Here is a 24,210-nt window from a genome sequence, read left to right on the forward strand (position 1 = left end):
CGTCCCGGTTTCTGTGCCCGGGATGAAAAACCCCGGGGCGTTGGCCGCCCCGGGGGTCGTTTATGTCGGGATCAGGCGGCGAGGATGGCCTTTTCCAGAATGTCCAGGGCCTCGGCGAAGACCTCGTCCTGAATCGTCAGCGGGTAGAGGAAGCGGATGATGTTGCCATAGGCGCCGCAGGTGAGCAGGATCAGCCCGTGCTCCTGGGCGAAGGTCTGCACGGCCTTGGCGGTCTCGGCGGAGGGCTTGCCGTCCTTGAAGAACTCAACGGCGACCATGCTGCCCGGGCCGCGCACGTCCACGATGGAGGGGGCCTTGCTCCGCAGCTCGTTCAGGCGGGCCTTCAGCGTGTCGCCCAGCTTGTTGGAGCGGTCGATCAGCTTGTCCTCGTCGATGATCTTCAGCACTTCCAGCGCCGCGGCCACGGCCAGCGGGTTACCTGCATAGGTGCCGCCCAGGCCGCCCGGGGCGGGGGCGTCCATCAGGTTGGCGCGGCCGGTGACACCGGCGATCGGCAGACCAGCGCCGATGGACTTGGCGAAGGTGAACAGGTCGAACTCGACGCCATGATAATGCTCGGAGGCGAAGAACTTGCCGGTACGGGCGGCGCCGGCCTGCACTTCGTCGGCGATCAGCAGGATGCCATGCTCATCGGCCAGCTTGCGCAGGGCGTGCACGAACTCGGCCGGGGCCTGATAGAACCCGCCCTCGCCCTGCACGGGCTCGAGAATGAAGGCGGCGACGCGCTTGGGGTCGATGTCGCACTTGAACAGGCGCTGAATGCCGGCCAGCGCGTCCTCAACCGAGATGCCATGCAGCGAGTTGGGGAACGGGGCGTGATAGACATCGCCCGGCATCGGGCCGAAGTTCAGCTTGTACGGCGCAACCTTGCCGGTGAGCGCCATGCCGAGGAAGGTGCGGCCGTGGAAGGCGGCGTCGAACGCGATGATGCCGGAGCGGCCGGTGGCGGCGCGGGCGATCTTCACGGCGTTCTCAACGGCTTCGGCGCCGGTGGTCACGAACAGGGTCTTCTTGGGGAAGTTGCCCGGGGCGCGGGCGGCGACCTTCTCGGCCAGCTCGACATAACCGGAATACGGCACGACCTGATAGCAGGTGTGGGTGAACTTGGCGGCCTGCTCCTGCACGGCGGCGACGATGCGCGGGTTGGCATGGCCCAGGTTCAGCACGCCGATGCCACCGGCGAAGTCGATGTAGCGGTTGCCTTCAATGTCCCAGATTTCGGCGTTCTGGGCGCGGGCAGCGTAGAAGCTCTCCAGCACGCCAACGCCACGCGGCGTGATGGCCTGACGGCGGGCTTCCCAGCCCGCGTTGGTGCCGGCGGTCTGGGTGGGGGGGAGGTCGGCATTCGGCATGGGTACACTCCTTGGACGAAGGGATGGGGGCAGGCATGGGGATGCCCCCACTGCATGATGCTGCAACATTAGTCCGATGTGGCTCTGGCGGAAGGTCCAGTTTGCGCTATTTTAGGGAGCCACTCGGACCTGATTACTCAGGCCCTCGTCAATATTTTAGGGGGCGATTCACCATTTGCTGTGAAGCGCCGCCGCTTCACAGCAAATGGATCGCGCCCTGTGACAACCATCGCCCTCTCCGACTGGCTCCTCGCCCGTATCAGCCGCGAAGACGGTGCCCCCCTGCACCGGCAGCTGCACGAGGCGCTGCTGGCCGCGGTGCTGGAGGGCGAGCTGCCCGCCGGGCGCAAGCTGCCCTCCAGCCGGTTGCTGGCGCGCGAGCTGGGGGTGGCGCGCAATACGGTGATCGACGTGTACGAGACCCTGGCCGCCCAGGGCTGCCTGGAGACGCGCCATGGCAGCGGCACCTATGTGGCGGATCTCTCCGCCGAGCGCCTCGCCCCGCCCAGCCCGTCGGCCCCCGAGGCCGCGCCCCCGGCGCCCAAACTCTCCGCGCGTGGCGAGGCCGTGGTGAAAGGCGCGCGGGTGTTCCCTCGGCAATGGGGCGCGTTCATGCCCGGTGTGCCGGATGTCACGGAATTCCCCACGCGCATCTGGGCAAGGCTGCATAACCGGCACTGGAACCGCGCCGCGCCCGAGCGCCTGAGCTACGCCCCGGCGGGCGGGTTGCCAGCCCTGCGCGTGGCTTTGGCCGAGCATCTGCGCACCGCGCGCGGCGTGCGCTGCGAGCCGGGGCAGATCGTCATCACCACCGGCATCCACCAATCCATCGACCTCACGGCCCGGTTGCTGACCGATCCCGGCGATACCGTCTGGCTGGAAGACCCGTGCTATTGGGGGCTGCGGCATAGCGTGCAGTCGCTGGGGCTGAAGCTGCGCCCGGTGCTGGTGGACGCCGAGGGGCTGAACTGGTCCGGCACGCGCGGCCCGGCGCCGCGCTTCATCGTCGCCACCCCCTCGCACCAGTATCCGCTGGGCATGGTGATGACCCTGCCACGCCGCCAAGCCCTGCTGGAGCAGGCGCGTACGCATGGGAGCTGGATCGTCGAGGATGATTACGACAGCGAGTTCCGCTACGGCACCCGCCCCATCACCAGCCTGCAGGGGTTGGACCGCGATGGGCTGGTGATCTACGTTGGCAGTTTGAGCAAGACGTTGTTCCCCGGCCTGAGGCTTGGCTACATCGTCGCCCCGCCGGGCCTTGCCTCCGCCTTTGCCGAGGGCGTGGCCGAGCTGTACCGCGAGGGGCAGTTGCAGCAGCAGGCCATGCTGGCGGATTTTATCGCCGAGGGGCATTTCGCCGCGCATATCCGCCGCATGCGCGGGCTCTACAGCCGCCGCCGTCAGGCGCTGCTGGAGGCCATCCGCGCCGAATTCGGCGAGACCCTGCCGGTGATGGGCGACAATGCCGGGCTGCATCTCATCCTCGGCCTGCCGGGGCTGGAGGATAAAGCCATCGCCCAGGCTTCGGTGGAGGCGGGCATCGCGACCCGCCCGCTCAGCGGCTATTACCACAGCCCCGGCGCCGCCCAGAGCGGGTTGCTTCTGGGCTATGCCTGCGTGAAGGAGGAGGCCATCGCCCCGGCCTTCGCCACGCTGGCGGAGGTGCTGCGCAAGTTCGGCGCGTAGGCGGCTTTAATCCGCCCTATGAATATTTTAATCAACTGTGACGGATCCATTGCCAAGCGCTGGCTTGTGCGGTGGCATATGGGTGGTTTCGTCAGCATTGACGTTTATTTTTTTTAACCGGAAGATGCCGCCGGCGCGAAGCGAAAGGCGCCGAGCCAGTGGGAGTTTGGTTCATGAACAAGACGCGCCGGCCCGTGATCGGGCTGATTACCGACATGCGGGATTTGGGCGGCATGCCCTTCCAGGTGTTGGGCGACAAATACGCCCAGGCTGTGTCGGAGTTCGCGCAAGCCTTGCCGCTCGCCATCCTCAGCGAGCGCGCGGGCAACCATATCGGTGAGCTGGTGGAAACCTTCGATGGCTTTCTCTTCACCGGCAGCCCCTCCAACATCCGCCCCTGGCGCTACGGTCAGGCGGGCGAGGGCGTCGGCCCGTTCGACGATGCGCGCGACGAGTTATCGCTCCCGCTGATCCGTGCCGCGCTGGCGGCCAAAATGCCCATCCTGAGCATCTGCCGCGGCTTGCAGGAGCTGAACGTGGCGCATGGCGGCACGCTGCATGTCGAGCTGGAGAATGGCGACCTGCACCATTCACCCGAGGATGCGCCCTATGAGGACCGCTACGCCCCGCTGCACGAGGTGCATCTGCGCCCCGGCTCGCCGCTGGTGCGGGTGTTCGGGGCGGAGACCTTCTCTGTGAACTCACTGCACTACCAAGCCCTGGCCAAGATCGGCGAAGGGCTTTCCGTGCAGGGCACAGCACCTGATGGCATCCCCGAGATCGTGACGGTGGAGGGCCAGCCCTTCGCCGTGGGCGTGCAGTGGCACCCCGAATACCGCCCGGATTTGCACGACCCGAACCGCGCCTTGTTCCAAAGCTTCGGCGAGGCCGCGCGCGCCTACCGCGCCGCCCGCGCCTGACCGCATAACCCCAGGAGAGAAACATGTCCCATAATCTGCAATTCTATATCGACGGCGCTTGGGTCGACCCGATCGAGCCGCGCGTGATCGACGTGATCAACCCGGCCACCGAGCAGCCTTTCACCCAGATCTCCATCGGCACCGCGGCGGATGTGGACCGCGCCGTGACCGCCGCCCGCCGCGCCTTCGAGAGCTTCAGCCAGACCACGCGCGAGGAGCGCCTCGCTTTGCTCAAGCGCATCCAGGAGGTGTACCTGAAGCGCTATGACGACGTGGCCGAGGCCATCCGCCTGGAGATGGGCGCGCCGGTGACGCTGGCCACCAAATCCCAGGCCGCCATCGGTGCCGGGCATATCGGCCAGATCATCAAGGTGCTCGAGGAATTCGAGTTCGACGAAATGCAGGGCAACACCCTCATCACCCGCGAGGCCTTCGGCGTGATCGGCATGATCACCCCGTGGAACTGGCCGATGAACCAGATCACCTGCAAGGTCTGCCCGGCCATCGCGGCGGGCTGCACCATGGTGCTCAAGCCCTCCGAGATCGCGCCGATCGACGCCGTGGTGTTCTCCGAGATCATGCATGAGGCCGGGGTTCCGGCGGGCGTGTTCAACATGGTGCAGGGCCTGGGCGCCGATGTGGGGTCGGCAATCTCCGCGCACCCGGATATCGACATGATCTCCTTCACCGGCTCCACCCGCGCTGGCGTGCTGATCTCCAAGGCGGCGTCCGAGACGGTGAAGAAGGTGCATCTGGAGCTGGGCGGCAAGTCGCCGAACATCCTGCTCGACGACGCGAATATCGCCGCGTCCGTCGCCTCGGGCATTGTGGACGTGATGCAGAACACCGGCCAGTCCTGCAACGCGCCGACGCGCATGTTCGTGCCGCGCAAGTTCCGCGACACCGCCCTCGCCGCCGCCAAGACCGCCGCCGATGGCATCGTGGTCGGCAACCCCGAGAGCCCGGAGACCTATATGGGCCCGGTGATCAGCGAGTTGCAGTTCAACAAGATCCAGGCGCTGATCCAGGCGGGTATCGACGAGGGCGCGACCGTGGTGGCCGGCGGCACCGGCCGCCCCGCCGGGCTGAACGTGGGCTATTACGTGCGCCCCACCGTGTTCGCGGATGTGACACCGGATATGCGCGTCGCCCGCGAGGAAATCTTCGGGCCGGTGCTGTCCATCCTGTTCTATGACACCGAGGAAGACGCGGTGCGCATGGCCAACGACACGGTGTACGGCCTCGCCGCCTATATCCAGTCCGGCAGCCATGAGCGGGCGCAGAAGCTCTCGCGCCGCCTGCGTGCGGGCAATGTGTATATCAACAACCCCAAGGGCGACCTGAACGCGCCGTTCGGTGGGTACAAGCAGTCCGGCAACGGGCGCGAATGGGGCGTCTGGGGGCTTGAGGAGTTCCTCGAGATCAAGGGCGTTGTTGGCTACGCGAGGTAATCTGGAAAAGGGCCGCCTTGCGCGGCCCTTTTTTGGCCCGGATCAGACCTGACGGGTATGCAAGTATACTGAATATGTATGGGCTTTTGGCTTGCCCATGCGCCCGGCGGTTGCGATCTTCTCCCCAATTGCAACGCAAAAAATCAAAGGGGGAGTTATGTTTTTATCGCGCATCGAGCGCCCCGCCGCGCCGCCGCCCAGCCTTGCCCAGATGCGGGCCGATTTAGGGGCGACTTATGTCGCGCATGGGTTCATCGGCTGGCTGTTCGCGGCCACCGGCCCAGTGGCGATCATTCTCACCGTCGGGCTGCATGGGGGCTTGAGCGAGGCCGAGCTGTCCTCCTGGATCTTTGGCGTGTTCTTCGTCAACGGGCTGATCACCGCTTTGTTTTCCTGGATCTATGCCCGTCCGCTGGCGTTTTTCTGGACCATTCCCGGCACGGTGCTGGTTGGCCCGGCGCTGGGGCATCTCAGCTTTCCCGAGGTTATTGGCGCGTTTTATGTCACGGGGCTGCTCACCATCTTGCTCGGGGCCACGGGCTGGGTGAAGCGGCTGATGCAGGCCGTGCCGCTGCCCATCGTGATGGGCATGGTGGCGGGGGTGTTCCTGCGTTTCGGGCTGGACCTCGTGCATGCCGTGCGGACGGACGTCCTGCTTGCGGGGCCGATGGTCGCGGCATGGATCGCCCTTACCGCGTTCAAGCGCATTGGCGAGTATATCCCGCCGATCATCGGTGCGCTGGTTATCGGTGGCGTCGCGGCCATCGCGCTCGGGCGGTTCGATCTTGCGGGCGTCTCCGGCTTTGCCTTGGCGCATCCGGTGGTGCAGGCCCCGGTCTGGTCCTGGCCCGCGATGGTGGAACTCGTCGTGCCGCTCATCATCACCGTGCTGGTGGTGCAGAATGGCCAGGGCTTTGCCGTGCTGAAGGCGGCGGGGCATGAGGCGCCGGTGGATGCCGTGACTTTGGCTTGCGGCGTAGGCGCGCTGCTGAGTGCGGCGGTGGGGGCGGTGAGCACCTGCCTTGCCGGGCCGACCAACGCCATTCTCGTCTCGGCTGGAGAGCATCGCCGGCATTACACCGCGGGCATCACCACCGGGCTGCTTTCCATCTGCTTCGGGCTGCTGGCGCCAGGCTTCACCAAGTTCATGCTGGCCGCGCCCAAGAGCTTCATCGCCACGCTGGCGGGGCTGGCCATGCTGCGCGTGTTGCAGAACGCCTTTGTCGCCGCGTTCAAGGCGCGGTTCCCGCTTGGCGCGCTGGTCACCTTCCTCGTCACCGTGTCTGACATCAGCCTGCTGAATATTGGCGCGGCGTTCTGGGGGCTGATCGCGGGTGTGGTTGTCTCCTGGCTGCTGGAGCAGGCGGATTTCCAGGCGCTGATCGCCGAGCAGCGCACCTAGCGGTTACTCCGCCGCCAGCGTTTGGCTGGGGGTGGGGTCCACCATCTCGACGGCGCGGTTGAAATCCACCGAGAGCAGGCGGGAGACACCGCGCTCCTGCATAGTCACGCCGTAGAGCCGGTCCATGCGCGCCATGGTCAGGTGGTGGTGGGTGACGACCAGGAAGCGTGTTCCGGTGTCGCGCACCATATCCTCCAGCAGCGAGCAGAAGCGGTCCACATTGGCGTCGTCCAGCGGGGCGTCCACCTCGTCCAGCACCGAGATCGGGGCCGGGTTGCACTTGAACACCGCGAAGATGAGCGAGAGCGCGGTGAGCGCCTGCTCGCCGCCCGAGAGCAGCGAGAGGGTGGAGAGCTTCTTGCCCGGCGGCTGGGCGTAAATCTCGAGCCCCGCTTCCAGCGGATCATCCGAGCCGACCAGCGCCAGATGCGCCTTGCCGCCGCTGAACATGCGGCTGAACAGCGCCTGGAAATGCTCGTTCACCTGATCGAACACGGAGGTGAGGCGCTCGCGCCCCTCGCGGTTGATATGGCCGATGGAGCCGCGCAGCTTGGCGATGGCGGAGGTGATTTCGGCGCGCTCGCGCTCGATGGTGGCGATGGACTCTTCCGCCTCGCCCACCTCGATCTCGGCGCGCAGGTTTACCGGCCCCATTTCCTCGCGCTCGCGCGCCAGTTTCTCCCAGCGCTTGCGGGCCTTGTCCTCCACCTCGGCGTTCAACTCCTCGGGCGGTTCCGGCAGCTCCGGGTTGGCGCCCAGACGCTCCAGAATCCGCTCCGCCACTGTGCCCCAGGCATGGTTGGCGGCGGTGATGTTGCCTTCCTCGCGCGCCCTGGCTTCGCGCGCGGTGGAGACGGCCGATTCAGCCGTGCGGGCGGCGCGGGTGGCGGTCTCGGCGGCGCTTTGGGCGGCAGCCAGGGCAGCGGCGGCGCGTTTGTGTTCGGCTTCGGCGGCGGTCAGGCTTTCCTGCGCCTCGCGCTTGGCGGTGGCGGCTTCCTCGGGCGCTGCGGCCAGGGCGGTAATGCCGCCTTGCGCTTCCTCCAGCCGGGCGGCGAGGTCGGTGAGGCGGTCCTTGGCGTCGCGCCCGCGCTCGGCCCAATCGGCCATTTCGCGCTCCAGCGTGGTCAGGCGCAGGCTGCGCTGGGCCTCGGCGGCCTTTAGCGCCGCGAGCTTGGCGCGTGCGGCGGATTCCGCCTGCCTTGCTTGGGCGACGGCGGCGCGGGCCTTCTCCACAGTGGCGCGGGCGGCGGCGACATCCGGCAGATTGGCGGCACTCTGCTGTGCGGTGGAGAGGGCGGTGGTTGCCTCGGCGGATTCGATGGCGGCTTGGTCGCGCTGGGCCTTGGCGGCGGCGGCACGCTGGGCGCCGCGCTCATGCTCGGCGGTCAGGCGAATGGCCTCGTTGCGTGCCTTGTCGAACCGCTGCTCGGCTTGGCGGCGGGCCTCGCGCGCGGCGGTCTCGGCGGCGCGCTTGGCTTCCCGCGTCTGCGCCTCGTTGGTGCGGGCCTCGCGCTCGGCGGTCTCGGCGGCCACGCGCAGCTCGCGCGCGGCATTAGCGGCCTCGCTGGTGGCGCTGCGCTCGCGCTTCAGCTCGGCCAGGCGGTTGCGCTGTTTCAGGCGGACAGCGGCCTCCGACGCCGCACCGGCGCGCATTGTGTAGCCATCCCAGCGCCACACCGCACCCTCACGCGAGACGAGGATCTGCCCCGGGGTGAGGCTGGCCTGATGCTGCTGGCCATCCGCGCTCTCGGGCAGCAGCAGGATATGTGAGAGCGCGCGGGTGAGCTGCTCCGGCCCTTGCACCAGAGTGTCGAAGCTGGGCAGCGTCGTCTCCTGCGCGGCAAGCACGGGGAGAGTACGCCAATGGCGCGGGGCCTGGGCGTCGGCGGAGGCGGAAAGCTCCTCGCGCAGCGCGGCACCCAGGGCGGCTTCCAGCCCTGGCGGCACGGTGAGCTGGTCGAGGATCGGCGCGCTCTCGCGCCCGAATTTCTGCGCCAGCAGGGCGGCAAGGGCGTCGTATTCGGTGTTGATCTTGGTCGCGGCGGCTTCAGCGGCGATGGTCTTGGCCCGTGCTGCGGCCAGCGAGGCCTCGGCCTGGGCGCGGGCGGCGGCGGCTTCTTCCTCGGCCTGGGCGCGGGTGGCCTCGGCGGCGGTCACGGCCTCGCGCGCGGCGGTCAGGGCGGCTTCGGCTTGGGCGCGCTCGGCTTCGGCGGCCTGGACGCGCTCCACGGGGATCAGCGTGACGGCGATCTTCTGGTACTCGGCCTCGGTCTCGGCGGCGCGCTGGGCGAGGCGCTTGGCGCGGGATTCGGCTTCGCTCAGGGCGCGGCGGGCGGCTTCGGCCTCGGCGGCGATGCGCGCGGCGTCCTCGGTGGCGCGCTGGGCCTCGGCCTCGGCGGCACGCAGCGCGTCCTGAGCCACAATTTCGGCCTCGGCGGCGGTTTCCAGTTCGGCGGGGGCGGCGGTGCTTTCCGCGCTCAGGCGGCGCTGCTCGTCCTCCAGCCGCGCGATGGCGGCCTGGGCGTCGCCCGCCAGCTTGTCGGCATGGGTGTGGTCGCGCTTCAGCGCCTCCAGCCTAGTCCGGGCTTCGGCCAGGGCGGCGCGGGCGCGGGATTCGGCCTCGCCCATCTGCTCGGCGGCGATGCGCGCGCGTTCCAACCCGGTGCGGGCTTCGGCCTCGGCGTCGCGCAGCGGCGGCAGGGCGGCTTCCGCCTCGCGGGCGCGGATTTCGGCGGCGTCAGCCTCGGCGGTGGCGGTGGTTACCTGAGCTTCGGCGGCGGTAAAGGCGGCTTGTGCGGCCTCGCGTGCCTGCACGGCCAGCGCGCTCTGGATGGACAGCAGCTCGGCCTCGGCGGCGCGGATGTTGCCGGAGAGATTCTTGTAGCGCGTGGCTTGGCGGGCCTGCTTCTTCAGCTCGGCGAGGCGCGATTCCACCTGGCCCTTGAGGTCATCGGCGCGCAGCAGGTTCTGCTCGGCGGCTTTCAGCTTCAGTTCGGCCTCGTGCCGGCGGGCGTGCAGGCCGGTGATGCCCGCGGCTTCCTCCAGCAGGGCGCGGCGTTCCTCGGGGCGGGCGCTCACCAGCGCGCCCACGCGCCCCTGGCTGACCATGGCCGAGGCGCGCGCGCCGGAGGCGAGGTCGGCGAACAAGGTCTGCACGTCGCGCGCGCGGGCTTCCTTGCCGTTCACGCGGTAGGAGCTGCCGGTGCCGCGCTCGATCTTGCGGGAGATTTCCAGGTCCGGCGCCTCGTGGAAGGGCGGTGGGGCGAGGCCTTGCGTCTCCTCCAGCGACAGCGTCACCTCGGCGAGATTACGCGCCGAGCGCCCGGTGGTCCCGGCGAAGATCACGTCCTCCATCTCGGCGCCGCGCATGTTGCGGGCATTGGCCTCGCCCATGGCCCAGCGCAGCGCCTCGATGACATTGGACTTGCCACATCCGTTCGGCCCGACCACGCCGGTAAGACCGGGCAGGATCTCCACCACCGTCGGGTCGGCAAAACTCTTGAACCCGGCGATGCGCAGGCGGGCGAAACGGGCGGGCATGGTTACGCTCAGCCCTTGGCGGCGGAAGCCACGGCGGCGGCGAAGTCGTTATACTCCATCGCGCCGGGATAGGGCTTGCCGTTGATGATGAAGGTAGGGGTGGCGCTGATGTTGTACATCTTCTCCGCCTCTTGCTGCCCGGTCAGGATGAACTGGGCCAGCTTGTCGTCGTTCCAGGCGGTTTCGAAGGTGGCCTGGTCCATGCCCGCCAGCGCCGCGTATTTGAAGATCGAGGCATGGTAATCCTCGTTCGGCTTGAAGGCCCAGTCATCCTGGCTGGCGAACAGGGCCTCGATGAACGGGTAATACTGCTTTTCAGGCAAATAGCGCGAGACCTGCGCGGCCTTCAGCGCCACTTGGTCGAGCGGGAAGTCGTGATAGATGAACTGTACCTTGCCGGTGTCGATGAGGTTTTTTTTCACCTGAGGCATCGTCACCGTGGCGAATTGGGCGCAATGGGTGCAGGTGAGGGAGAAATACTCCTGCACCGTGACCGGCGCCTTGGGCGAGCCGAGCGAGCGCTGCGTGTAGGGCGGCGCGACGGTTTGCGGCGCCGAAGAATTCTGGGCGCGGGCAAGAGAGGGGGCGGCGAGGACCGAGGTTCCCACTAGGGCTAGTGCTGAACGGCGCGTAATCTGCATGTTTTCTCCTATATATGGTGTAGTCCGGTTTAGGCGGCGGAGTCTAACGGCGATCCCGAGTTATCCACGGCTTTTTAGGCCCCGGTACAGTTTAGCCAGGGCCTCGCCAAGCTCGCCCTCTGGCAGGCCGGGCGGCGGCGGGATGTTGGCGGGCGGGGCGCGGCGGGCGGGCGGCGGCGTGGGCAGGCGCGGCGATTGCTGCACGAAGCGCAGCCGCTCCACGGACGCATGGCCCAGGCCGAGGTTCAGCCGGGCGATGATCTGCGACTCGAGCATTTGCAGCTCCATCGCCACGGGGCCGGTGCAGCCCAGCGTGAGTGTGCCGCCCGCGAATTTCACCGGCACGGCGCGGTTGGCGAGCTCCGGCCCCGCTAGCTGCGGCCAGTCGGCCAGCAATTGCGCGGCGGCGGGGGCGCGGCGGCGGAAGATCGGGCGGGTGATGGGGGCGATGAGCGCGGCAATGCCGCGCGGGGCGAAGTTGCGCGGCGCCTCGGGCGGCGGCAAAACCGGAAGCCGTGCGACATTTTTCTTCCTCGTCTGCGTCTGCTTCTCCGCCGGCACGGCAACTCCTCTCGTGGTACGCGCAACACCGCCGCCATCTACCCTGGCGCGCCGCCCCGGGCGAGGCGGCAGACCCTTACCATGTCTGGCTCTCCGAGATTATGCTGCAACAGACCGTGGTGGCCACGGTGCGCCCCTATTACGCCAAATTTCTGGCGGCGTATCCGCGCATCGAGGATTTGGCCGCCGCGAGCGTGGAGGAGGTGTGTGGCCATTGGGCGGGGCTGGGCTATTACGCCCGTGCCCGTAACCTGCACAAATGCGCGCAGGAGGTGGCGGCTTTGGGCGGGTTTCCGCGAACCATAGAGGGGTTGCGGGCGCTGCCGGGAATCGGCCCCTATACGGCCAATGCGGTGGGGGCCATCGCCTTCGGGCTGCCGGTGCTGCCGGTGGATGGCAATGTGGAGCGCGTGGCGGCGCGGATCTTTGCCATCCCCGCGCCGATGCCCGTGGGCAAGCCGGAGATTGCGGCGGCGGCGCAGGCCTTCATCGCCGACAAGGCCGCGCGGAAAGCCCCTGGCGATTTCGCCCAGGCGCTGTTCGATTTGGGCGCGACAATCTGCACCCCGAAATCGCCCGACTGCCCGCGCTGCCCCTGGAAGGCGCATTGCCGCGCCCATGCCCAGGGGGTTGCCGCCAGCCTGCCGGCCCGCGCCAAAAAGCCCGAGCGCCCGCGCCGCACCGGCACCGCCTATGTGCTGTTGGACGCCGAAAACAACGTGTTTCTGCTCCGCCGTCCGCCTAAGGGGCTGCTGGGCGGCATGCTGGCGCTGCCCGAGGAGCCGCCCGCAAAGGCCGATTGGCGCGAGGCCGGGGCGGTGGAGCATGTGTTCACGCATTTCACCCTGACGCTGAGTGTGCTGGCCGCGCGGCGGGCGCGCCTGCCCGCGGGTGCGCTCTCAGCCCCCGCCGACACCGCCCAGTTACCAAGCGTGATGCGCAAGGCGCTTGACGCGGGCCGCCGGGCGCTCAACCTTGAGAGCAATGATAAACGATCCGCATGATGGCATCCTGGCCATCGACACGCATGTAGACATCCCCTGGCCGCCCGGCCCTTCGGTGTTCGAGGACGGTCCGCGCTGCGTGGACCTGCCTAAGATGCGCAAGGGCCGGATCGCCGCCACCTGCTTCGTGGCCTATGTGCCGCAGGGCAAACGCGACGCCGAGGGCCATGAGGCCGCCACCGTCCGCGCCCGCGCCATGCTGGACGATATCGCCGCGATGGCCCCGGCCGATGGCTCGGGCGGGGTGCTGGCGATTACGGCAGACGCCATCGAGGCCGCTTATGCCGCCGGTAAGCCAGGCATCGTCCCGGTCATTGAGAACGGCTACGCCGTGGGCACGGATCTCGCCAATCTCGACGATTTCGCCCGGCGCGGGGTGCGCTACATCACGCTTACCCATAACGGCCATAACGCCATTGCGGATGCCGCCATTCCGCTGCCTAGCTTGGACGACCCGCAGACGCTCTACGGCGGGCTGTCGGATTTCGGGCAGTCGGTGGTGGACCGGATGAACGAGCTGGGCATTCTCGTGGACATCTCCCACACTTCCAAGACCACCATGCTCCAGGCGCTGGAGCGCTCGCGCGTGCCGGTGTTCGCCTCGCATTCCTCGGTGCGCGCTTTGTGCGACCATAAGCGCAACCTGGACGACGAGCAGCTCGACGCGCTGGGCGCGACCGGCGGGCTGGTGCAGATCACCATCGTCTCCTCCTTCCTGAAGGCCAAGGCGCGGACAGGGGATGTGACGGTGGCCGACATCGCCGACCATGTGGATTACGTGGTCAAACGCATCGGCGTCGATCATGTCGGCATCGGCACAGATTTCGATGGCGGCGGCGAGGTGCGCGACTTCCGCAACGCCTCGCAGGCTCCGGTGCTTACCGCCGAGCTGGCGCGGCGCGGCTATGGGAAAGAGGAACTGCAAAAGATCTGGGGCGGGAATTTCCTGCGCCTGCTGCGTCAGGCCGAGGCCTTCGCCGCCCGCTAAACCTGCTAGGGTTTGGCCGCCTTGCGCCGGTTGGCGAAAGCCTCCAGCGCCACGGCGGCCAAGCCGACGGCGATCTCCGCCATCGGGTTCGGCTCGGGCGGCTTGCGCCGTGCCCCCAGCAGCAGCCCGCCCGCCAGGGTGATGATGAGGGCGGCAAGCAGCAGCGCCGCGCCGGTTGCGGCGGCGGCGGCGGCGGCGCCGAGATGTTCAGCAAGCCAGATGAACCCCCCGGCCGCGAGGAAGCCCAGCCCCGCCAGCACAAGGCAGAGCGTGGTGGTGGCGAGGGCGCCCCAAAGGGCGGCGGATTTGGCCATCCGGCCGGCGTAGCGGGCGATGGGCATATTCAGCGGCGCAGCAGCCGCGCGGCCAGCAGCCCGATGCCAAAGGCCACCGCCACGCTGGCGATCGGCCGGTGCGTGACCTGCTCCTCCAGCTTGGTCATGGCCTCCTTGCCCTTGCCCTTCAGCGTCTCCTCAAGTTCCTCGACGCGCGGGGACATTCCCGAGCTTTCCAGATAGGCGGAGATGCGGTCCAGCGCGGCATGGGCATTGTCGCTCAGCCGCTCGCGGGCACCGGCCATTTCGGCCCGGAGATGCTCGAACTGCTGTTTCAGGTACTCGATATCGATGTGATTCGGCTTGTCCTGGGGTGCGCTCATGGTCCAGCCTCCTACGGCAAGAGTGGCGTATGGGGACACTATAAGCATTTCGCCATCATTCCGCTATCATCAGCTTATCTGATCGCGGGTGGTCTTGCATGCAACAATGGATGAAGCTTTGCGGGGGTGTGGTGGTGCTGGCGGGGGGCTTCCCCATGCCCGCCATGGCCTCGTTCTTTTCCGGCATGCCGGATTCGCTGGCCCCGCTGGTGGCGGCGGTGGCGCCGAGTGTCGTCGGCATCGCGGTGACGGAAGCCACGGCCCAGACGGCGAAACCGCCCTCCAGCGCCAGCGGGGCGCATCAGCCGCAGCTTTCCGAGGCGGCGGGTTCGGGCTTCATCATCAGCCCGGACGGGATGATCGTCACCAACGACCATGTCATCGCCGGCGCGGCGCACATTACCGTCACGCTGGATGACGGCACGCATTACACCGCCCGGTTGGTCGGCGCGGATGACCTGACGGATATCGCTGTCATTAAAATCTCGTCATCTTCTCCGTTGCATCCCGCCCGCTGGGGGGATTCAGGCAAGGTGCGGGTGGGGGACTGGGTGCTGGCCGCGGGCAACCCCTTCGCGCTCGGTAATTCTTTCACGCTGGGTATCATCTCCGCTGAAGGCCGGGATGTGGGCGACGGCCCGTTCACACATTTTTTGCAGCTCGACGCACCGATCAACCCCGGCAATTCCGGCGGTCCGGCTTTTGATATGGCGGGTGAGGTGATCGGCATAAACTCCGCAATTGTTTCGCCTTCGGGTGGATCTGTCGGGGTGGCCTTCGCCATTCCCAGCAATTCGGCGGCTCCCATCGTGGCCACGCTGATCGCCCACGGCCAGGTGGTACGCGGCTGGCTGGGGATTTCGGTGGCCGATGCCCCCAATGGCGGGGCGGGTGCGCTGATCACCGCCATGGAGCCCGGCAGCCCCGCCGATACTGCCGGGCTGGAGCCAGGCGAGGTGGTGGTTTCAGTTAACAACGAATTCATTTCAGATTCATCGGCTTTGACACGTGCCATTGCCTCCATGCCACCGGGCGGTAAGGTAGTGCTTGGAGTAAACAATAATGGTCACATATCCCATTTGCAGGCGGTGGTTGGCCGCCGCCCGGCTCAGCTCGGGGAGTAAAGATGCGCATACTCGTCGTTGAAGACGACAAGGACGTCGCCGGTTTCGTGGTCAAGGGCCTGCGCGAGGCTGGGCACGCGGTCGAATACGCCGATAACGGGCGCGACGGTCTGTTCCTTGCCGCGTCGGAGAATTTCGACGCCATCATCCTCGACCGCATGCTGCCCGGCGGCATAGACGGGCTGCGCCTGCTGGAAACCCTGCGCGCGCAGGACAATACCACGCCGGTGGTGTTCCTTTCGGCGCTCACCCAGGTGGATGACCGCGTGCGCGGCCTGAAGGCGGGCGGCGACGATTACCTGACCAAGCCCTTCGCCTTCGCCGAGCTGCTGGCCCGCGTTGAGGCGCTGGCCCGGCGTGGAAAGGGTGATGGCCCGGCCACACGGCTTGCGGTCAGCGATCTGGAGATGGATCTGCTCTCGCGCAGCGTGCGCCGGGGTACACAGAAGATCGACCTGCAGCCGCGCGAGTTCCGCTTGCTGGAGTATCTGATGCGCCATGCCGGGCAGGTGGTGACCCGCACCATGCTGCTGGAAGGCGTGTGGGACTACCATTTCGACCCGCAGACCAACGTGATCGACGTGCATATCTCCCGCCTGCGGCAGAAGATAGACAAGCCCTTCGAGCAGCCGCTGCTGCACACGGTGCGCAACGCCGGCTACATGCTGCGCGCCGAGGAGGCTTAGCGCCCAGGCGCCGAATGCCGCATGGATGCCAGCCAGCCCTTGCCAATGGATGCCAGGCGGACACCGGAAACGCCCCGGACGGAGAATGGGCAAGGGCAGCGCTCGCAGCCGCTGATCCGCTCGGCGGGTATACGCTTCGCGCTCAGCTATGGCGTTGTCTTTGCTCTGGCGGCGTTCGTGCTGGCGTTCTCGCTGTGGCATTCCACGGCGGATCTGCTGCAACGGCAGGTGCAGAACGCCATCCATGACGACATCACCCTGCTGACCGAGCATGATCAGGTCGGCGGCGGGGCGTCCGTGGTGGCGGCCCTGCAAGATCGGCTGGCCAATAGCCAGAACGCGGATGCGATCTATCTGCTCGTGGACGCCAACGGTAACCGGCTGGCCGGAAATCTCGACCAATGGCCCGCCGGGCTGACGAAGATGGATAGCTGGTACCAGCTCCCCGTGCGCCGTGGTGGCGACTCATCCATGGCGCTGCTGCGCGCCCTGCAACTGCCCACAGGCGAGAAACTGCTGGTGGGGCGTGATGTCCGCGCCCTGATCGGGCTGCACGACACGCTGCGCGACGCCATGATCGGTGCGGCAAGCCTCATCCTCGTGCTTGGGCTGCTCAGCATATTGCTCATCCGCGCCCTCTTCCGCGGGGTCATCCGCGACATCTCCGCCACCACCCGCGCCATTGCCCAGGGCGATCTCTCCCGCCGCGTGCCGCGCTCCGGCAAGGGGGACGAGTTCGACGAGCTGGCCGGGCTGATCAACCACATGCTCGACCGCATCACCCGGCTGATGGACGGCGTGCGGCAGGTCTCCAACGCCATCGCGCATGATCTGCGCACGCCGATCACCCGTGCCCGCGCCCGGCTGGAAGACGCCGCCGCCCATGCCAGCTCGCCCGAGGCGATGCAAAATGCCATCGAACGCGCGACCCAGGACCTGGACGGCATCGTGCGGGTGTTCGAGGCGCTGCTGCGTATCGCCGAAATCGATGCCGGGGCACGCCGCGCCGCGTTCCTCACGGTGGACCTCTCGCCCATGCTGCGGGACATGGACGAACTCTACCGCGCCGTGGCCGAGGAGCGCGGGCTGCACTTGGAGACCGGGATCATCGCCCCGCTGCCGGTGTTCGGCGACCGCGACCTGGTGCAGCAGGCCGTGGCCAATTTGCTCGACAACGCGCTGAAGTTCTCGCCGCCAGGGGAGGTGATCCGCCTCTCCGCCGTACTCAATGGCGCGATGGTGGAGATCGTGGTGGCCGATCGCGGGCCGGGCATTGCCGAAGCCGACCGTAACCGCGCCACCGAGCGCTTCTTCCGCGCTGAAATCGCCCGCCATACCGAGGGCTCGGGGTTGGGGCTGGCGCTGGTGGCGGCAGTGGCGCAGCTGCATAATGGCACGCTGGAGCTTGAGGATAACGGCCCCGGCCTGCGCGCCGTGTTCTCCATTCCGGCGCAGCTTTCCGAGACATAAAAAAAACGGCGCCGATTGCCCGGCGCCGTCGGTTTGTGTGGCGTGTAGCGGGGTTTTACGCCTCGATCACCGTGGCAGCCACTTCCAAGTCGCGCTCGATCCCGTCCAGCACTTGCGGCGAGCGGGCCTTGACGAAGCTGAACCAGCCGAAGCCGATCAGCAGATAGGCGGCGAAGGCGTAGGGGAAGTAGTTATACGGGGCTGCCGGCACCGGATACACGCTGCCGCCCAGGGCGAAGAGCATGAACACCACGCCCAGCCCGGCCACCACCAGATCGCCGGCCTTCAGCTCGCCGGTGCGCTTGAGGAACACAGGCGCCGCGATGGAGCAGAGCAGATACACGATGATGAAGCCGTAGGAGGCCAGCGTGCCGTACCAGCCATAGGTGTTGGTCTCAGTCTGGCCGGAGAAGACGGCGCAGACCGCGAAGTTCAGCACCACGCCCACGGTGAGCGCCAGCAGCGGGGTTTTGTGTGTCTTGTGCACCAAGCCCATGGAGTTGTGCACGAACTGGTAGCGCCCGAGCGAGAACAGCATGCGCCCGAACGCGTTGATGGAGGCCAGCGCGCAGGCGAAGGAGGACACGGTGGCGCCGAAATACACCGCGGCGGTGACCCATTTGCCGGACTTGCTGGCGAGGTCGCCGATGGGGGCGGAGGAGCTGCCCAGCGCGGCGGCATCGTCGCCGAAACCCTGGGTGATGGCATAGGCGCAGATGATGAAGAATGTGCCGGAGGAAACGGCCGTCCAGATGATCGCCTTGGGAATGGTGACACCCGGGTTCTTGGTCTCCTTGCCGAGCGAGGCCGCGCTCTCGAAGCCGACGAAGGAGAAGATGCCGAACACGATGGCCTGGGTGATGCCGCCGAAGCTGGCACCCTTCAGGGTGAGCTGCGTGGTGTCCGGGGCGAAATGCGCGTGCGCCAGGGTGACGACGATCACGCCGAGGATGATGGTCATCGAGATCCCCTCCAGCGTGAGGCCTATGCGCGAGGAAATGCGCACGTCACGCGTGGCGAATACCCAGACCAGCACCGAGATGATGAGGTACATCAGGAGGTTGGGGATGGCGAGGGTGATGCCGAGCGAGCTGAAGAAAGTCTTCACGAAGATGGAGGTGGCGATGGTGAGCGCCATGGCGGTGAAGAGATAGGCCGCCAGCATCGCCCAGCCGGAGAGCACGCCCCAGACGGGACCCAGGCTGCGCGAGACATAGATGAAGAACGACCCCGCGGCGGGGATGCGCCCGGCCAGCTTGGAGATGTTGAGCGCCACGATGAACAGCGCCACCGTGCATAGCATGAACACGAACCAAGAGGCGTTGCCCGCCGTGCTGGCAACGACCGCGACCGACAAGGCCGGTGTGAGCGTGGGCGAGACATTGGCCACCGACTGGCCGAGTGCCTCTATGAACGACAGACTATCCTTGCGTAGCTCAGACATAAAAAATCCCCGTGGCTGGCGAAAAACCACCGAGGACCGGCAAAGTAACCCCTGAACATCACCGGCACGTTACGGCTCCGGCGTCATTTATTTTTCTTTTAGTGCAATAAGTTTTCTTTGCAAGCAAATTATGGGCAGCGAGGCGGCAGGCGGCTCACACCCCGACCTTGTCCTCCGCGCCAATGCCAAGCTGCTTGAGCTTGCGGTGCAGGGCGCTGCGTTCCATGCCGACGAAATTGGCCGTGCGCGAGATATTGCCGCCAAAACGCAGGAGTTGGGCCTGGAGGTACTGGGTCTCGAACACGTCCCGCGCCTCGCGCAGCGGCAGGGAAAGCACGTCCGCCGCCAGGTCGATGGCCAGGGCCTGCGGCGCGTGGGAGGAAAGCTCCGTCGGCAGATGCTCGGCATGGAAGTACTCGCCCGGCTCGTTCGAGCGCATGATCATCAGCCAGTCCATGATGTTGTGCAGCTGGCGGACATTGCCTGGCCAGTCATGGGCTTGCAGCGCGGCCACGGCGTCCGACGCCAAGGAGCGCGGCGGCAGGCCGGAGATCTCGGCCGCGTGGCGCAGGAAGCTCTCGGCCAAAGTAGGGATGTCCTCGCGCCGCTCGCGCAAGGCGGGCACGCGTAGCGGCACCACGGCGAGGCGGTAATACAGATCCTCGCGGAAGTCCCCGGCGGTGATTTTCGTCTGCAAATCCCGCGCCGAGGTGGCCAGCACGCGGATATCCACCTTCACCCGCGAGGTGCCGCCCACGCGCTCGAAGCTCTGGTCCTGCAGCACGCGGGCGATCTTGCCCTGGGTTTCCAGCGGCAGCTCGGAGACCTCGTCCAGCAGCAGCGTGCCGCCATGGGCGCGCTCCAGCACGCCGAGCTTGCGCGGGGTGCCGGGGCCTTCAGCACCCGGCTCCACGCCGAACAGCTCGCTCTCGAACCGCTCAGGCGCCAGGATGGCGCAGTTCAGCGCCACGAACGGCCCCTCCGCGCGGCGGGACTTGGCGTGGATCATGCGCGCCACTGTCTCCTTGCCCGCACCTGGCGGGCCGGAGATGAGCACGCGCGAGCCCGTGGGGGCCACTTTCTCGATGGCCGCGCGCAGGCCCGCAATGCCGTTGCCCTCGCCGATCAGGTTGTTTTCGCCGCCAAAGCGCAGGCGCTTCAGCTCCTCGTTCTCCTGGGTCAGCTTCGCCGCCTCCAGCGCGCGCTTGACCACCAGCAGCAGCCGGTCGGAGTTGAAGGGTTTCTCGATGAAGTCGTAGGCGCCGCGCTGGATCGCCGCGACAGCGGTTTCGATGGTCCCGTGCCCCGATATCATCACCACCGGCACGCGCGGCTCCTCTTGGTGGAATGCCTCCAGAATGCCGATGCCATCCAGCTTCGAGCCTTGCAGCCAGACGTCGAGGATCACCAGATTTGGCCGGCGCGCGCGGTAGGCGGCCAGGGCATCGTCGGAATTTCCGGCGCTGCGGGCTTCGTAGCCCTCGTCGCGCAGAATCGCTTCGACCAGCATCCGGATATCCGGCTCGTCATCCACGATCAGTATTTCGGTCATTCCGCCGGCAACTCCCTCACATCATCCATCGCCGCAGTTTCGGCTAGCTTTGGCAGGCTCAACGACACTTCCGCCCCAACCCCGCCAGGGGCAGGTTTCAGCTCCAGCCGCCCACCATGGTCCTCCATGATCTTGGCGACAATGGCAAGGCCGAGTCCGGTGCCCTTGGGCTTGTGGGTTACATAGGGTTCAGCCAGCCGGGCGTGGTCCGTATCCGGCAGGCCGACGCCGTCATCTGTCACGCTGAACACCGCCATGCGGCCCTCGGCGCGCAGGCGCAGCGAGACGTGTTTCGCCCCCTCGCGCATCCCCACGGCGTCCGCCGCGTTTTGCAGCAAATTGGTCAACGCCTGGCCAAGCAAACGCCGGTCGCACACCGCTCGCAGGGGCTCCTCGATGATGACCTCCCACTCGATCTGCGGATGGGCGACGCGTTGCAGCACCATGGCCTCGCGGGCGATGCGCTCCAGGGATTCGGGGTGCATCACCGGGGCGGGCATGCGGGCGAAGGAGGAGAACTCGTCCACCATGCGCCCGATATCCCCGACATGGCGCACGATGGTCTCGGCGCATTGGGTGAAGCTCTCGGGGTCGGAGGTGATCTCCTTGGCGAAGCGGCGCTTGAGCCGCTCAGCCGAGAGCTGGATGGGGGTGAGGGGGTTCTTGATCTCGTGCGCGATGCGCCGGGCGACATCCGCCCAGGCCGCCTTGCGCTGTGCCGCCATCAATTCCGTCACGTCGTCGAAGGTCACGATAAACCCATCCGGCACCCCTGAATTCATCTCCGCGCCGATGCGCACCAGCAACACACGTTTCTGCATGGCGAGGCCATGCTCGACCTGCGCCGTGGCGGGGCGTTCGGGCTGGGCCATCACCGCGGCGATGAGGGGGGCGAATTCGGGCACAACCTCGGCCAGATTCCGGCCAATTTGGGGTACGAGGTCGAGTCGAAGCAATTCAGAAGCGGCACGGTTGGGCAGTTCCACGCGGCCTTTCTTGTCCAGCCCGATCACGCCCGCCGAAACACCGTCCAGCACCGTGGCGGTGAAGCGGCGACGTTCGTCCAACTGGTTGTTCACGTCCAGCAGCTCGCTGCGCTGGGCGGCGAGCTGGGCGGTCATGCGGTTGAAGGCGCGGGAGAGCCCGGCCACTTCGTCGCCGGTGGCGGTTTCAGGCACGCGCACGGCGAGGTCGCCATCGCGCACCTTCTCGGCGGCGCGGATGAGATGGCCAATCGGCTTGGCGATCTGGTTGGCGATAACGAGGCCGAAGCCGATGAGAGCCGAGAGCACCAGCAGCGCCAGCACCGCGATGATGAGCGCGAAGGAGACTTCCAGGCTGGCGCGGTTCTTGGCCAGGCGCTGATACTCCGCCACCGCTTCTTGCGTCTTGTTCACATGGTCGAGGATCGCGGGGTCTACCGGCTTCTCGATCATCAGCATCATCGGCGGCGTCATGTCGAGCTTGATGACCGCCTGCTCCACCGTGGTGCCCGGCGGGCTGATCACCGGCACCTGCCCGGTGCTGGCCTGGGCGATGGTGCGGTTGTCCGGCACCGTGGCCGCCATGCCGGCGAACAACCCGGCGGAGGCCACGATCTCGCCGTTCAGCGGTTCGAAGATCACCGCCTGGGTCAGCCCCCGCACCGTGGCCTGGGTAACGAGGTAGGAGGCGAACTCATTGGGGTTGCCGAAGAACACCGAGCCGCCCTGCGAGAGGTCGTTGGCCATTGCCAAAGCGTCGAGCCGGATGTCGTTGTTGTGCTCTTCGAGATAGCCCTGGGCGACCTGATTACTCTCGTCCAGTGCCGTTTGCACACGCTGGTTGAACCAGGCCTGGATGCCGAAATTGAAGAATACGATGGCGAACACCGCCACCACGATGGCCGGCACCGCCGCCACGCCGCCGAATAGGAGGGCAAGACGCACATGCAGCCGCGCCCCCCGCAGCCCCGCGCCGGTGCTCCAGCAGGATGCGCGTGACGCGCCCGGCCAGCACCACGATGAGCATCAGCAGCGCGGCGAAATCGGCGATGATCATGCCCACCGCCACGCCGGAATGTACCGAGAGCTTCACCCGTCCGGCCAATATGCCGAACGAGGCCAGCCCAAGCAGCAGCGCCGTGGATGCAACCAAGAGCGTGGAGACGCGCCCGAGCATCAGATCCACTACATAGGCCCAGCCGGAACGGGGCGGAATGTCGTCGCCGCCCGGGGCCTCGGGCTCAGCTGCGGCCAAGGCGGCTCACCCCACCCGGCGCTGCACGCCGATGCCGTGCTCGCGGATTTTTTTGCGCAACGTATTGCGGTTCAACCCGAGCAGGGCGGCGGCGCGGATCTGGTTGCCGCGGGTTTCGGCCAGCGTCATGCGGATGAGTGGGCGTTCCAGCTCGGCCAGGGCGCGCTCGTACAGCACGCCCTCCTCGCCGGATTCGCGGATGGCTGCCAGCAGCCGGGCGATATGGCGTTCGACCACGGTGGTCATGCTGTCCGCATCGTCGGAGGCGGGAATGGAGGCGGGTTCCTCGGCCACGCTGTAATCGGCCAGCTCCTGCGCCACGATCTCCTCGGTGATCACCGGCTGCGGCACCAGGGCGGCGAGGCGGCGGATCAGATTCTCCAGCTCGCGCACATTGCCCGGCCAGCGATAGGCCGAGAGCAGCGCCATGGCGGCGGGGTCGATGGTCTTGGTGGGCAGCCCCTCGGCCTGCGCCTTGTTGAGGAAATGCTGGGCCAGGACGGGGATGTCGTCCGGCCGCTCGCGCAAGGGCGGCAGGCGGATGGGCACGACGTTGAGGCGGTAGAACAGATCCTCGCGGAACTGGCCGGAGCGGATCAGCGCGCGCAGGTCGCGGTGGGTGGCGGCGATGATGCGGGCATTGGCGCGGATCGGCTGGCGGCCGCCCACGGTGGTGTATTCGCCCTCCTGCAGCACGCGCAGCAGGCGGGTCTGGGCCTCGGGCGGCATGTCGCCGATTTCATCCAGGAACAGCGTACCCCCGGCGGCCTGCTCAAAGCGCCCGACATGGCGGTTGGTGGCCCCGGTGAAGGCCCCGCGCTCATGCCCGAACAGCTCGGACTCGATCAGCTCGCGCGGGATGGCGGCCATGTTGATGGCCACGAACGGCCCTTGGCGGCGGCGGCCGTAATCGTGCAGGGCGCGCGCCACCAGCTCCTTGCCCGCGCCGGATTCGCCGTTGATCATCACGGTGAGGTCGGTGGTCGTGAGTCGGGCGATGATGCGGTAGATTTCCTGCATGGCGGGCGAGCGGCCGATCAGCGGCAGCGTCTCCTCCTCGCTCGGTTCCACCGCCTTGGCCTGGGCGGCCAGGGAAATGGGCTGCTTCATCGCGCGATCCACCACGGCGAGCAGGTCGGCGAGGTCGAACGGCTTGGGCAGATACTCGAACGCGCCGCGCTGTGTGGCCTGCACGGCGGTGGTGAGCGTGCTCTGCGCGCTCATCACGATTACCGGCAACTCCGGGCGGATGCGGCGGATGCGCGGGATCAGGTCCAGCCCGTTCTCGTCGGGCATGATGACATCGGTGATGACGACATCGCCTTCGCCATCCTCCACCCAGCGCCAGAGCGTGGCGGCGGAGGAGGTGGCGCGCACCTGATAGCCCGCGCGGCCCAGCGCCTGGGTCAGCACGGTGCGGATCGAACGGTCGTCGTCTGCGACGAGGATGGTCGGCAAAGTGGTCATGA

General features: G+C 67.2%; 20 protein-coding genes. 9 read left to right on the top strand and 11 right to left on the bottom strand.

Going from position 1 to position 24,210, the window contains the following annotated elements; translation table 11 throughout:
• Window positions 1-71: 71 nt before the first annotated feature.
• Window positions 72-1,373, bottom strand: a complete 1,302-nt coding sequence (gene gabT / locus HNP71_RS05745; RefSeq protein ID WP_183265926.1) for a 4-aminobutyrate--2-oxoglutarate transaminase — start codon at window positions 1,371-1,373, stop codon at window positions 72-74.
• A gap of 219 nt (window positions 1,374-1,592) precedes the next feature.
• Between gabT and pdxR the strand changes: the two genes are divergently transcribed.
• The 4 genes from pdxR (at window position 1,593) to HNP71_RS05765 (ending at window position 6,835) form a co-directional block, all read left to right on the top strand.
• A complete protein-coding gene (pdxR, locus tag HNP71_RS05750; RefSeq protein WP_183265927.1) occupies window positions 1,593-3,062 on the top strand; it encodes a MocR-like pyridoxine biosynthesis transcription factor PdxR in 1,470 nt (489 codons plus the stop codon).
• Window positions 3,063-3,235: 173 nt separating this feature from the next.
• A complete protein-coding gene (locus HNP71_RS05755; RefSeq protein WP_183265928.1) occupies window positions 3,236-3,982 on the top strand; it encodes a gamma-glutamyl-gamma-aminobutyrate hydrolase family protein in 747 nt (248 codons plus the stop codon).
• 23 nt (window positions 3,983-4,005) lie between these two features.
• Window positions 4,006-5,433, top strand: coding sequence for an aldehyde dehydrogenase family protein (locus HNP71_RS05760; protein WP_183265929.1), 1,428 nt, complete (start codon window positions 4,006-4,008; stop codon window positions 5,431-5,433).
• Between the two features lie 157 nt (window positions 5,434-5,590).
• A complete protein-coding gene (locus tag HNP71_RS05765) occupies window positions 5,591-6,835 on the top strand; it encodes a benzoate/H(+) symporter BenE family transporter (RefSeq protein ID WP_183265930.1) in 1,245 nt (414 codons plus the stop codon).
• A 3-nt stretch (window positions 6,836-6,838) separates the two neighbouring features.
• Here the strand turns inward: HNP71_RS05765 and smc are convergent, their stop codons facing one another.
• Genes smc through HNP71_RS05780 form a run of 3 tightly spaced genes read right to left on the bottom strand, consistent with a single transcriptional unit; the run spans window position 6,839 to window position 11,577 of the window.
• Entirely contained in the window at window positions 6,839-10,375 is a 3,537-nt protein-coding gene (gene smc, locus HNP71_RS05770) for a chromosome segregation protein SMC (protein WP_183265931.1), read from the bottom strand.
• A gap of 8 nt (window positions 10,376-10,383) precedes the next feature.
• On the bottom strand, window positions 10,384-11,016 hold the full coding sequence (locus HNP71_RS05775; RefSeq protein WP_183265932.1) for a DsbA family protein: 633 nt from the start codon (window positions 11,014-11,016) through the stop codon (window positions 10,384-10,386).
• Between the two features lie 60 nt (window positions 11,017-11,076).
• On the bottom strand, window positions 11,077-11,577 hold the full coding sequence (locus tag HNP71_RS05780; protein ID WP_343062222.1) for a DUF721 domain-containing protein: 501 nt from the start codon (window positions 11,575-11,577) through the stop codon (window positions 11,077-11,079).
• 101 nt (window positions 11,578-11,678) lie between these two features.
• Here HNP71_RS05780 and HNP71_RS05785 point away from each other — a divergent pair, with 101 nt between their 5' ends.
• A complete protein-coding gene (locus HNP71_RS05785) occupies window positions 11,679-12,581 on the top strand; it encodes an A/G-specific adenine glycosylase (protein WP_221246639.1) in 903 nt (300 codons plus the stop codon).
• Window positions 12,562-13,569: a dipeptidase gene (locus HNP71_RS05790; protein ID WP_183266022.1), complete on the top strand. Its 1,008-nt coding sequence runs from the start codon at window positions 12,562-12,564 to the stop codon at window positions 13,567-13,569. The genes HNP71_RS05785 and HNP71_RS05790 overlap by 20 nt, the downstream gene beginning before the upstream one ends.
• Window positions 13,570-13,574: 5 nt before the next feature.
• On the opposite strand, the gene HNP71_RS05795 is transcribed toward HNP71_RS05790, so the two are convergent.
• Both HNP71_RS05795 and HNP71_RS05800 read right to left on the bottom strand, forming a co-directional pair.
• Entirely contained in the window at window positions 13,575-13,910 is a 336-nt protein-coding gene (locus HNP71_RS05795) for a hypothetical protein (protein WP_183265934.1), read from the bottom strand.
• Window positions 13,911-13,912: 2 nt separating this feature from the next.
• Window positions 13,913-14,227, bottom strand: a complete 315-nt coding sequence (locus HNP71_RS05800; RefSeq protein ID WP_183265935.1) for a DUF883 family protein — start codon at window positions 14,225-14,227, stop codon at window positions 13,913-13,915.
• A gap of 110 nt (window positions 14,228-14,337) precedes the next feature.
• Between HNP71_RS05800 and HNP71_RS05805 the strand changes: the two genes are divergently transcribed.
• Genes HNP71_RS05805 through HNP71_RS05815 form a run of 3 tightly spaced genes read left to right on the top strand, consistent with a single transcriptional unit; the run spans window position 14,338 to window position 17,507 of the window.
• Complete coding sequence (locus HNP71_RS05805) at window positions 14,338-15,351, top strand: trypsin-like peptidase domain-containing protein (RefSeq protein ID WP_183266023.1); 1,014 nt, start codon at window positions 14,338-14,340, stop codon at window positions 15,349-15,351.
• 2 nt (window positions 15,352-15,353) lie between these two features.
• On the top strand, window positions 15,354-16,037 hold the full coding sequence (locus HNP71_RS05810) for a winged helix-turn-helix domain-containing protein (RefSeq protein WP_183265936.1): 684 nt from the start codon (window positions 15,354-15,356) through the stop codon (window positions 16,035-16,037).
• 21 nt (window positions 16,038-16,058) lie between these two features.
• The gene (locus tag HNP71_RS05815) at window positions 16,059-17,507 is read left to right on the top strand and encodes a sensor histidine kinase (protein ID WP_246344090.1); all 1,449 of its coding nucleotides are present in this window, start codon (window positions 16,059-16,061) and stop codon (window positions 17,505-17,507) included.
• Between the two features lie 55 nt (window positions 17,508-17,562).
• On the opposite strand, the gene HNP71_RS05820 is transcribed toward HNP71_RS05815, so the two are convergent.
• From HNP71_RS05820 to ntrC, 5 genes are all read right to left on the bottom strand, one after another.
• Window positions 17,563-18,951 (bottom strand): APC family permease, encoded by a 1,389-nt coding sequence (locus HNP71_RS05820; protein WP_183265937.1) that lies wholly within the window; start codon window positions 18,949-18,951, stop codon window positions 17,563-17,565.
• Between the two features lie 154 nt (window positions 18,952-19,105).
• Window positions 19,106-20,503, bottom strand: coding sequence for a nitrogen assimilation response regulator NtrX (ntrX, locus tag HNP71_RS05825; protein ID WP_183265938.1), 1,398 nt, complete (start codon window positions 20,501-20,503; stop codon window positions 19,106-19,108).
• On the bottom strand, window positions 20,500-22,404 hold the full coding sequence (locus HNP71_RS05830; protein WP_343062267.1) for a sensor histidine kinase NtrY-like: 1,905 nt from the start codon (window positions 22,402-22,404) through the stop codon (window positions 20,500-20,502). Before HNP71_RS05830 ends, ntrX begins: the two co-directional genes overlap by 4 nt.
• Window positions 22,295-22,741: a hypothetical protein gene (locus HNP71_RS14365; protein ID WP_343062228.1), complete on the bottom strand. Its 447-nt coding sequence runs from the start codon at window positions 22,739-22,741 to the stop codon at window positions 22,295-22,297. The genes HNP71_RS05830 and HNP71_RS14365 overlap by 110 nt, the downstream gene beginning before the upstream one ends.
• A gap of 6 nt (window positions 22,742-22,747) precedes the next feature.
• A complete protein-coding gene (gene ntrC / locus HNP71_RS05835; protein ID WP_183265939.1) occupies window positions 22,748-24,208 on the bottom strand; it encodes a nitrogen regulation protein NR(I) in 1,461 nt (486 codons plus the stop codon).
• Between the last annotated feature and the right edge of the window lie 2 nt (window positions 24,209-24,210).

It is taken from the genome of Acidocella aromatica (assembly GCF_014201825.1).
GTDB lineage: Bacteria > Pseudomonadota > Alphaproteobacteria > Acetobacterales > Acetobacteraceae > Acidocella > Acidocella aromatica.

Bases quoted from the DNA above. Each gene is read 5' to 3' on its own strand.
- gabT (WP_183265926.1), bottom strand. From the start codon at position 1,373: ATGCCGAATGCCGACCTCCCCCCCACCCAGACCGCCGGCACCAACGCG.
- HNP71_RS05755 (WP_183265928.1), top strand. From the start codon at position 3,236: ATGAACAAGACGCGCCGGCCCGTGATCGGGCTGATTACCGACATGCGG.
- HNP71_RS05760 (WP_183265929.1), top strand. From the start codon at position 4,006: ATGTCCCATAATCTGCAATTCTATATCGACGGCGCTTGGGTCGACCCG.
- HNP71_RS05765 (WP_183265930.1), top strand. From the start codon at position 5,591: ATGTTTTTATCGCGCATCGAGCGCCCCGCCGCGCCGCCGCCCAGCCTT.
- smc (WP_183265931.1), bottom strand. From the start codon at position 10,375: ATGCCCGCCCGTTTCGCCCGCCTGCGCATCGCCGGGTTCAAGAGTTTT.
- HNP71_RS05775 (WP_183265932.1), bottom strand. From the start codon at position 11,016: ATGCAGATTACGCGCCGTTCAGCACTAGCCCTAGTGGGAACCTCGGTC.
- HNP71_RS05785 (WP_221246639.1), top strand. From the start codon at position 11,679: ATGCTGCAACAGACCGTGGTGGCCACGGTGCGCCCCTATTACGCCAAA.
- HNP71_RS05790 (WP_183266022.1), top strand. From the start codon at position 12,562: ATGATAAACGATCCGCATGATGGCATCCTGGCCATCGACACGCATGTA.
- HNP71_RS05795 (WP_183265934.1), bottom strand. From the start codon at position 13,910: ATGCCCATCGCCCGCTACGCCGGCCGGATGGCCAAATCCGCCGCCCTT.
- HNP71_RS05800 (WP_183265935.1), bottom strand. From the start codon at position 14,227: ATGAGCGCACCCCAGGACAAGCCGAATCACATCGATATCGAGTACCTG.
- HNP71_RS05805 (WP_183266023.1), top strand. From the start codon at position 14,338: ATGAAGCTTTGCGGGGGTGTGGTGGTGCTGGCGGGGGGCTTCCCCATG.
- HNP71_RS05810 (WP_183265936.1), top strand. From the start codon at position 15,354: ATGCGCATACTCGTCGTTGAAGACGACAAGGACGTCGCCGGTTTCGTG.
- HNP71_RS05815 (WP_246344090.1), top strand. From the start codon at position 16,059: ATGGATGCCAGCCAGCCCTTGCCAATGGATGCCAGGCGGACACCGGAA.
- HNP71_RS05820 (WP_183265937.1), bottom strand. From the start codon at position 18,951: ATGTCTGAGCTACGCAAGGATAGTCTGTCGTTCATAGAGGCACTCGGC.
- ntrX (WP_183265938.1), bottom strand. From the start codon at position 20,503: ATGACCGAAATACTGATCGTGGATGACGAGCCGGATATCCGGATGCTG.
- ntrC (WP_183265939.1), bottom strand. From the start codon at position 24,208: ATGACCACTTTGCCGACCATCCTCGTCGCAGACGACGACCGTTCGATC.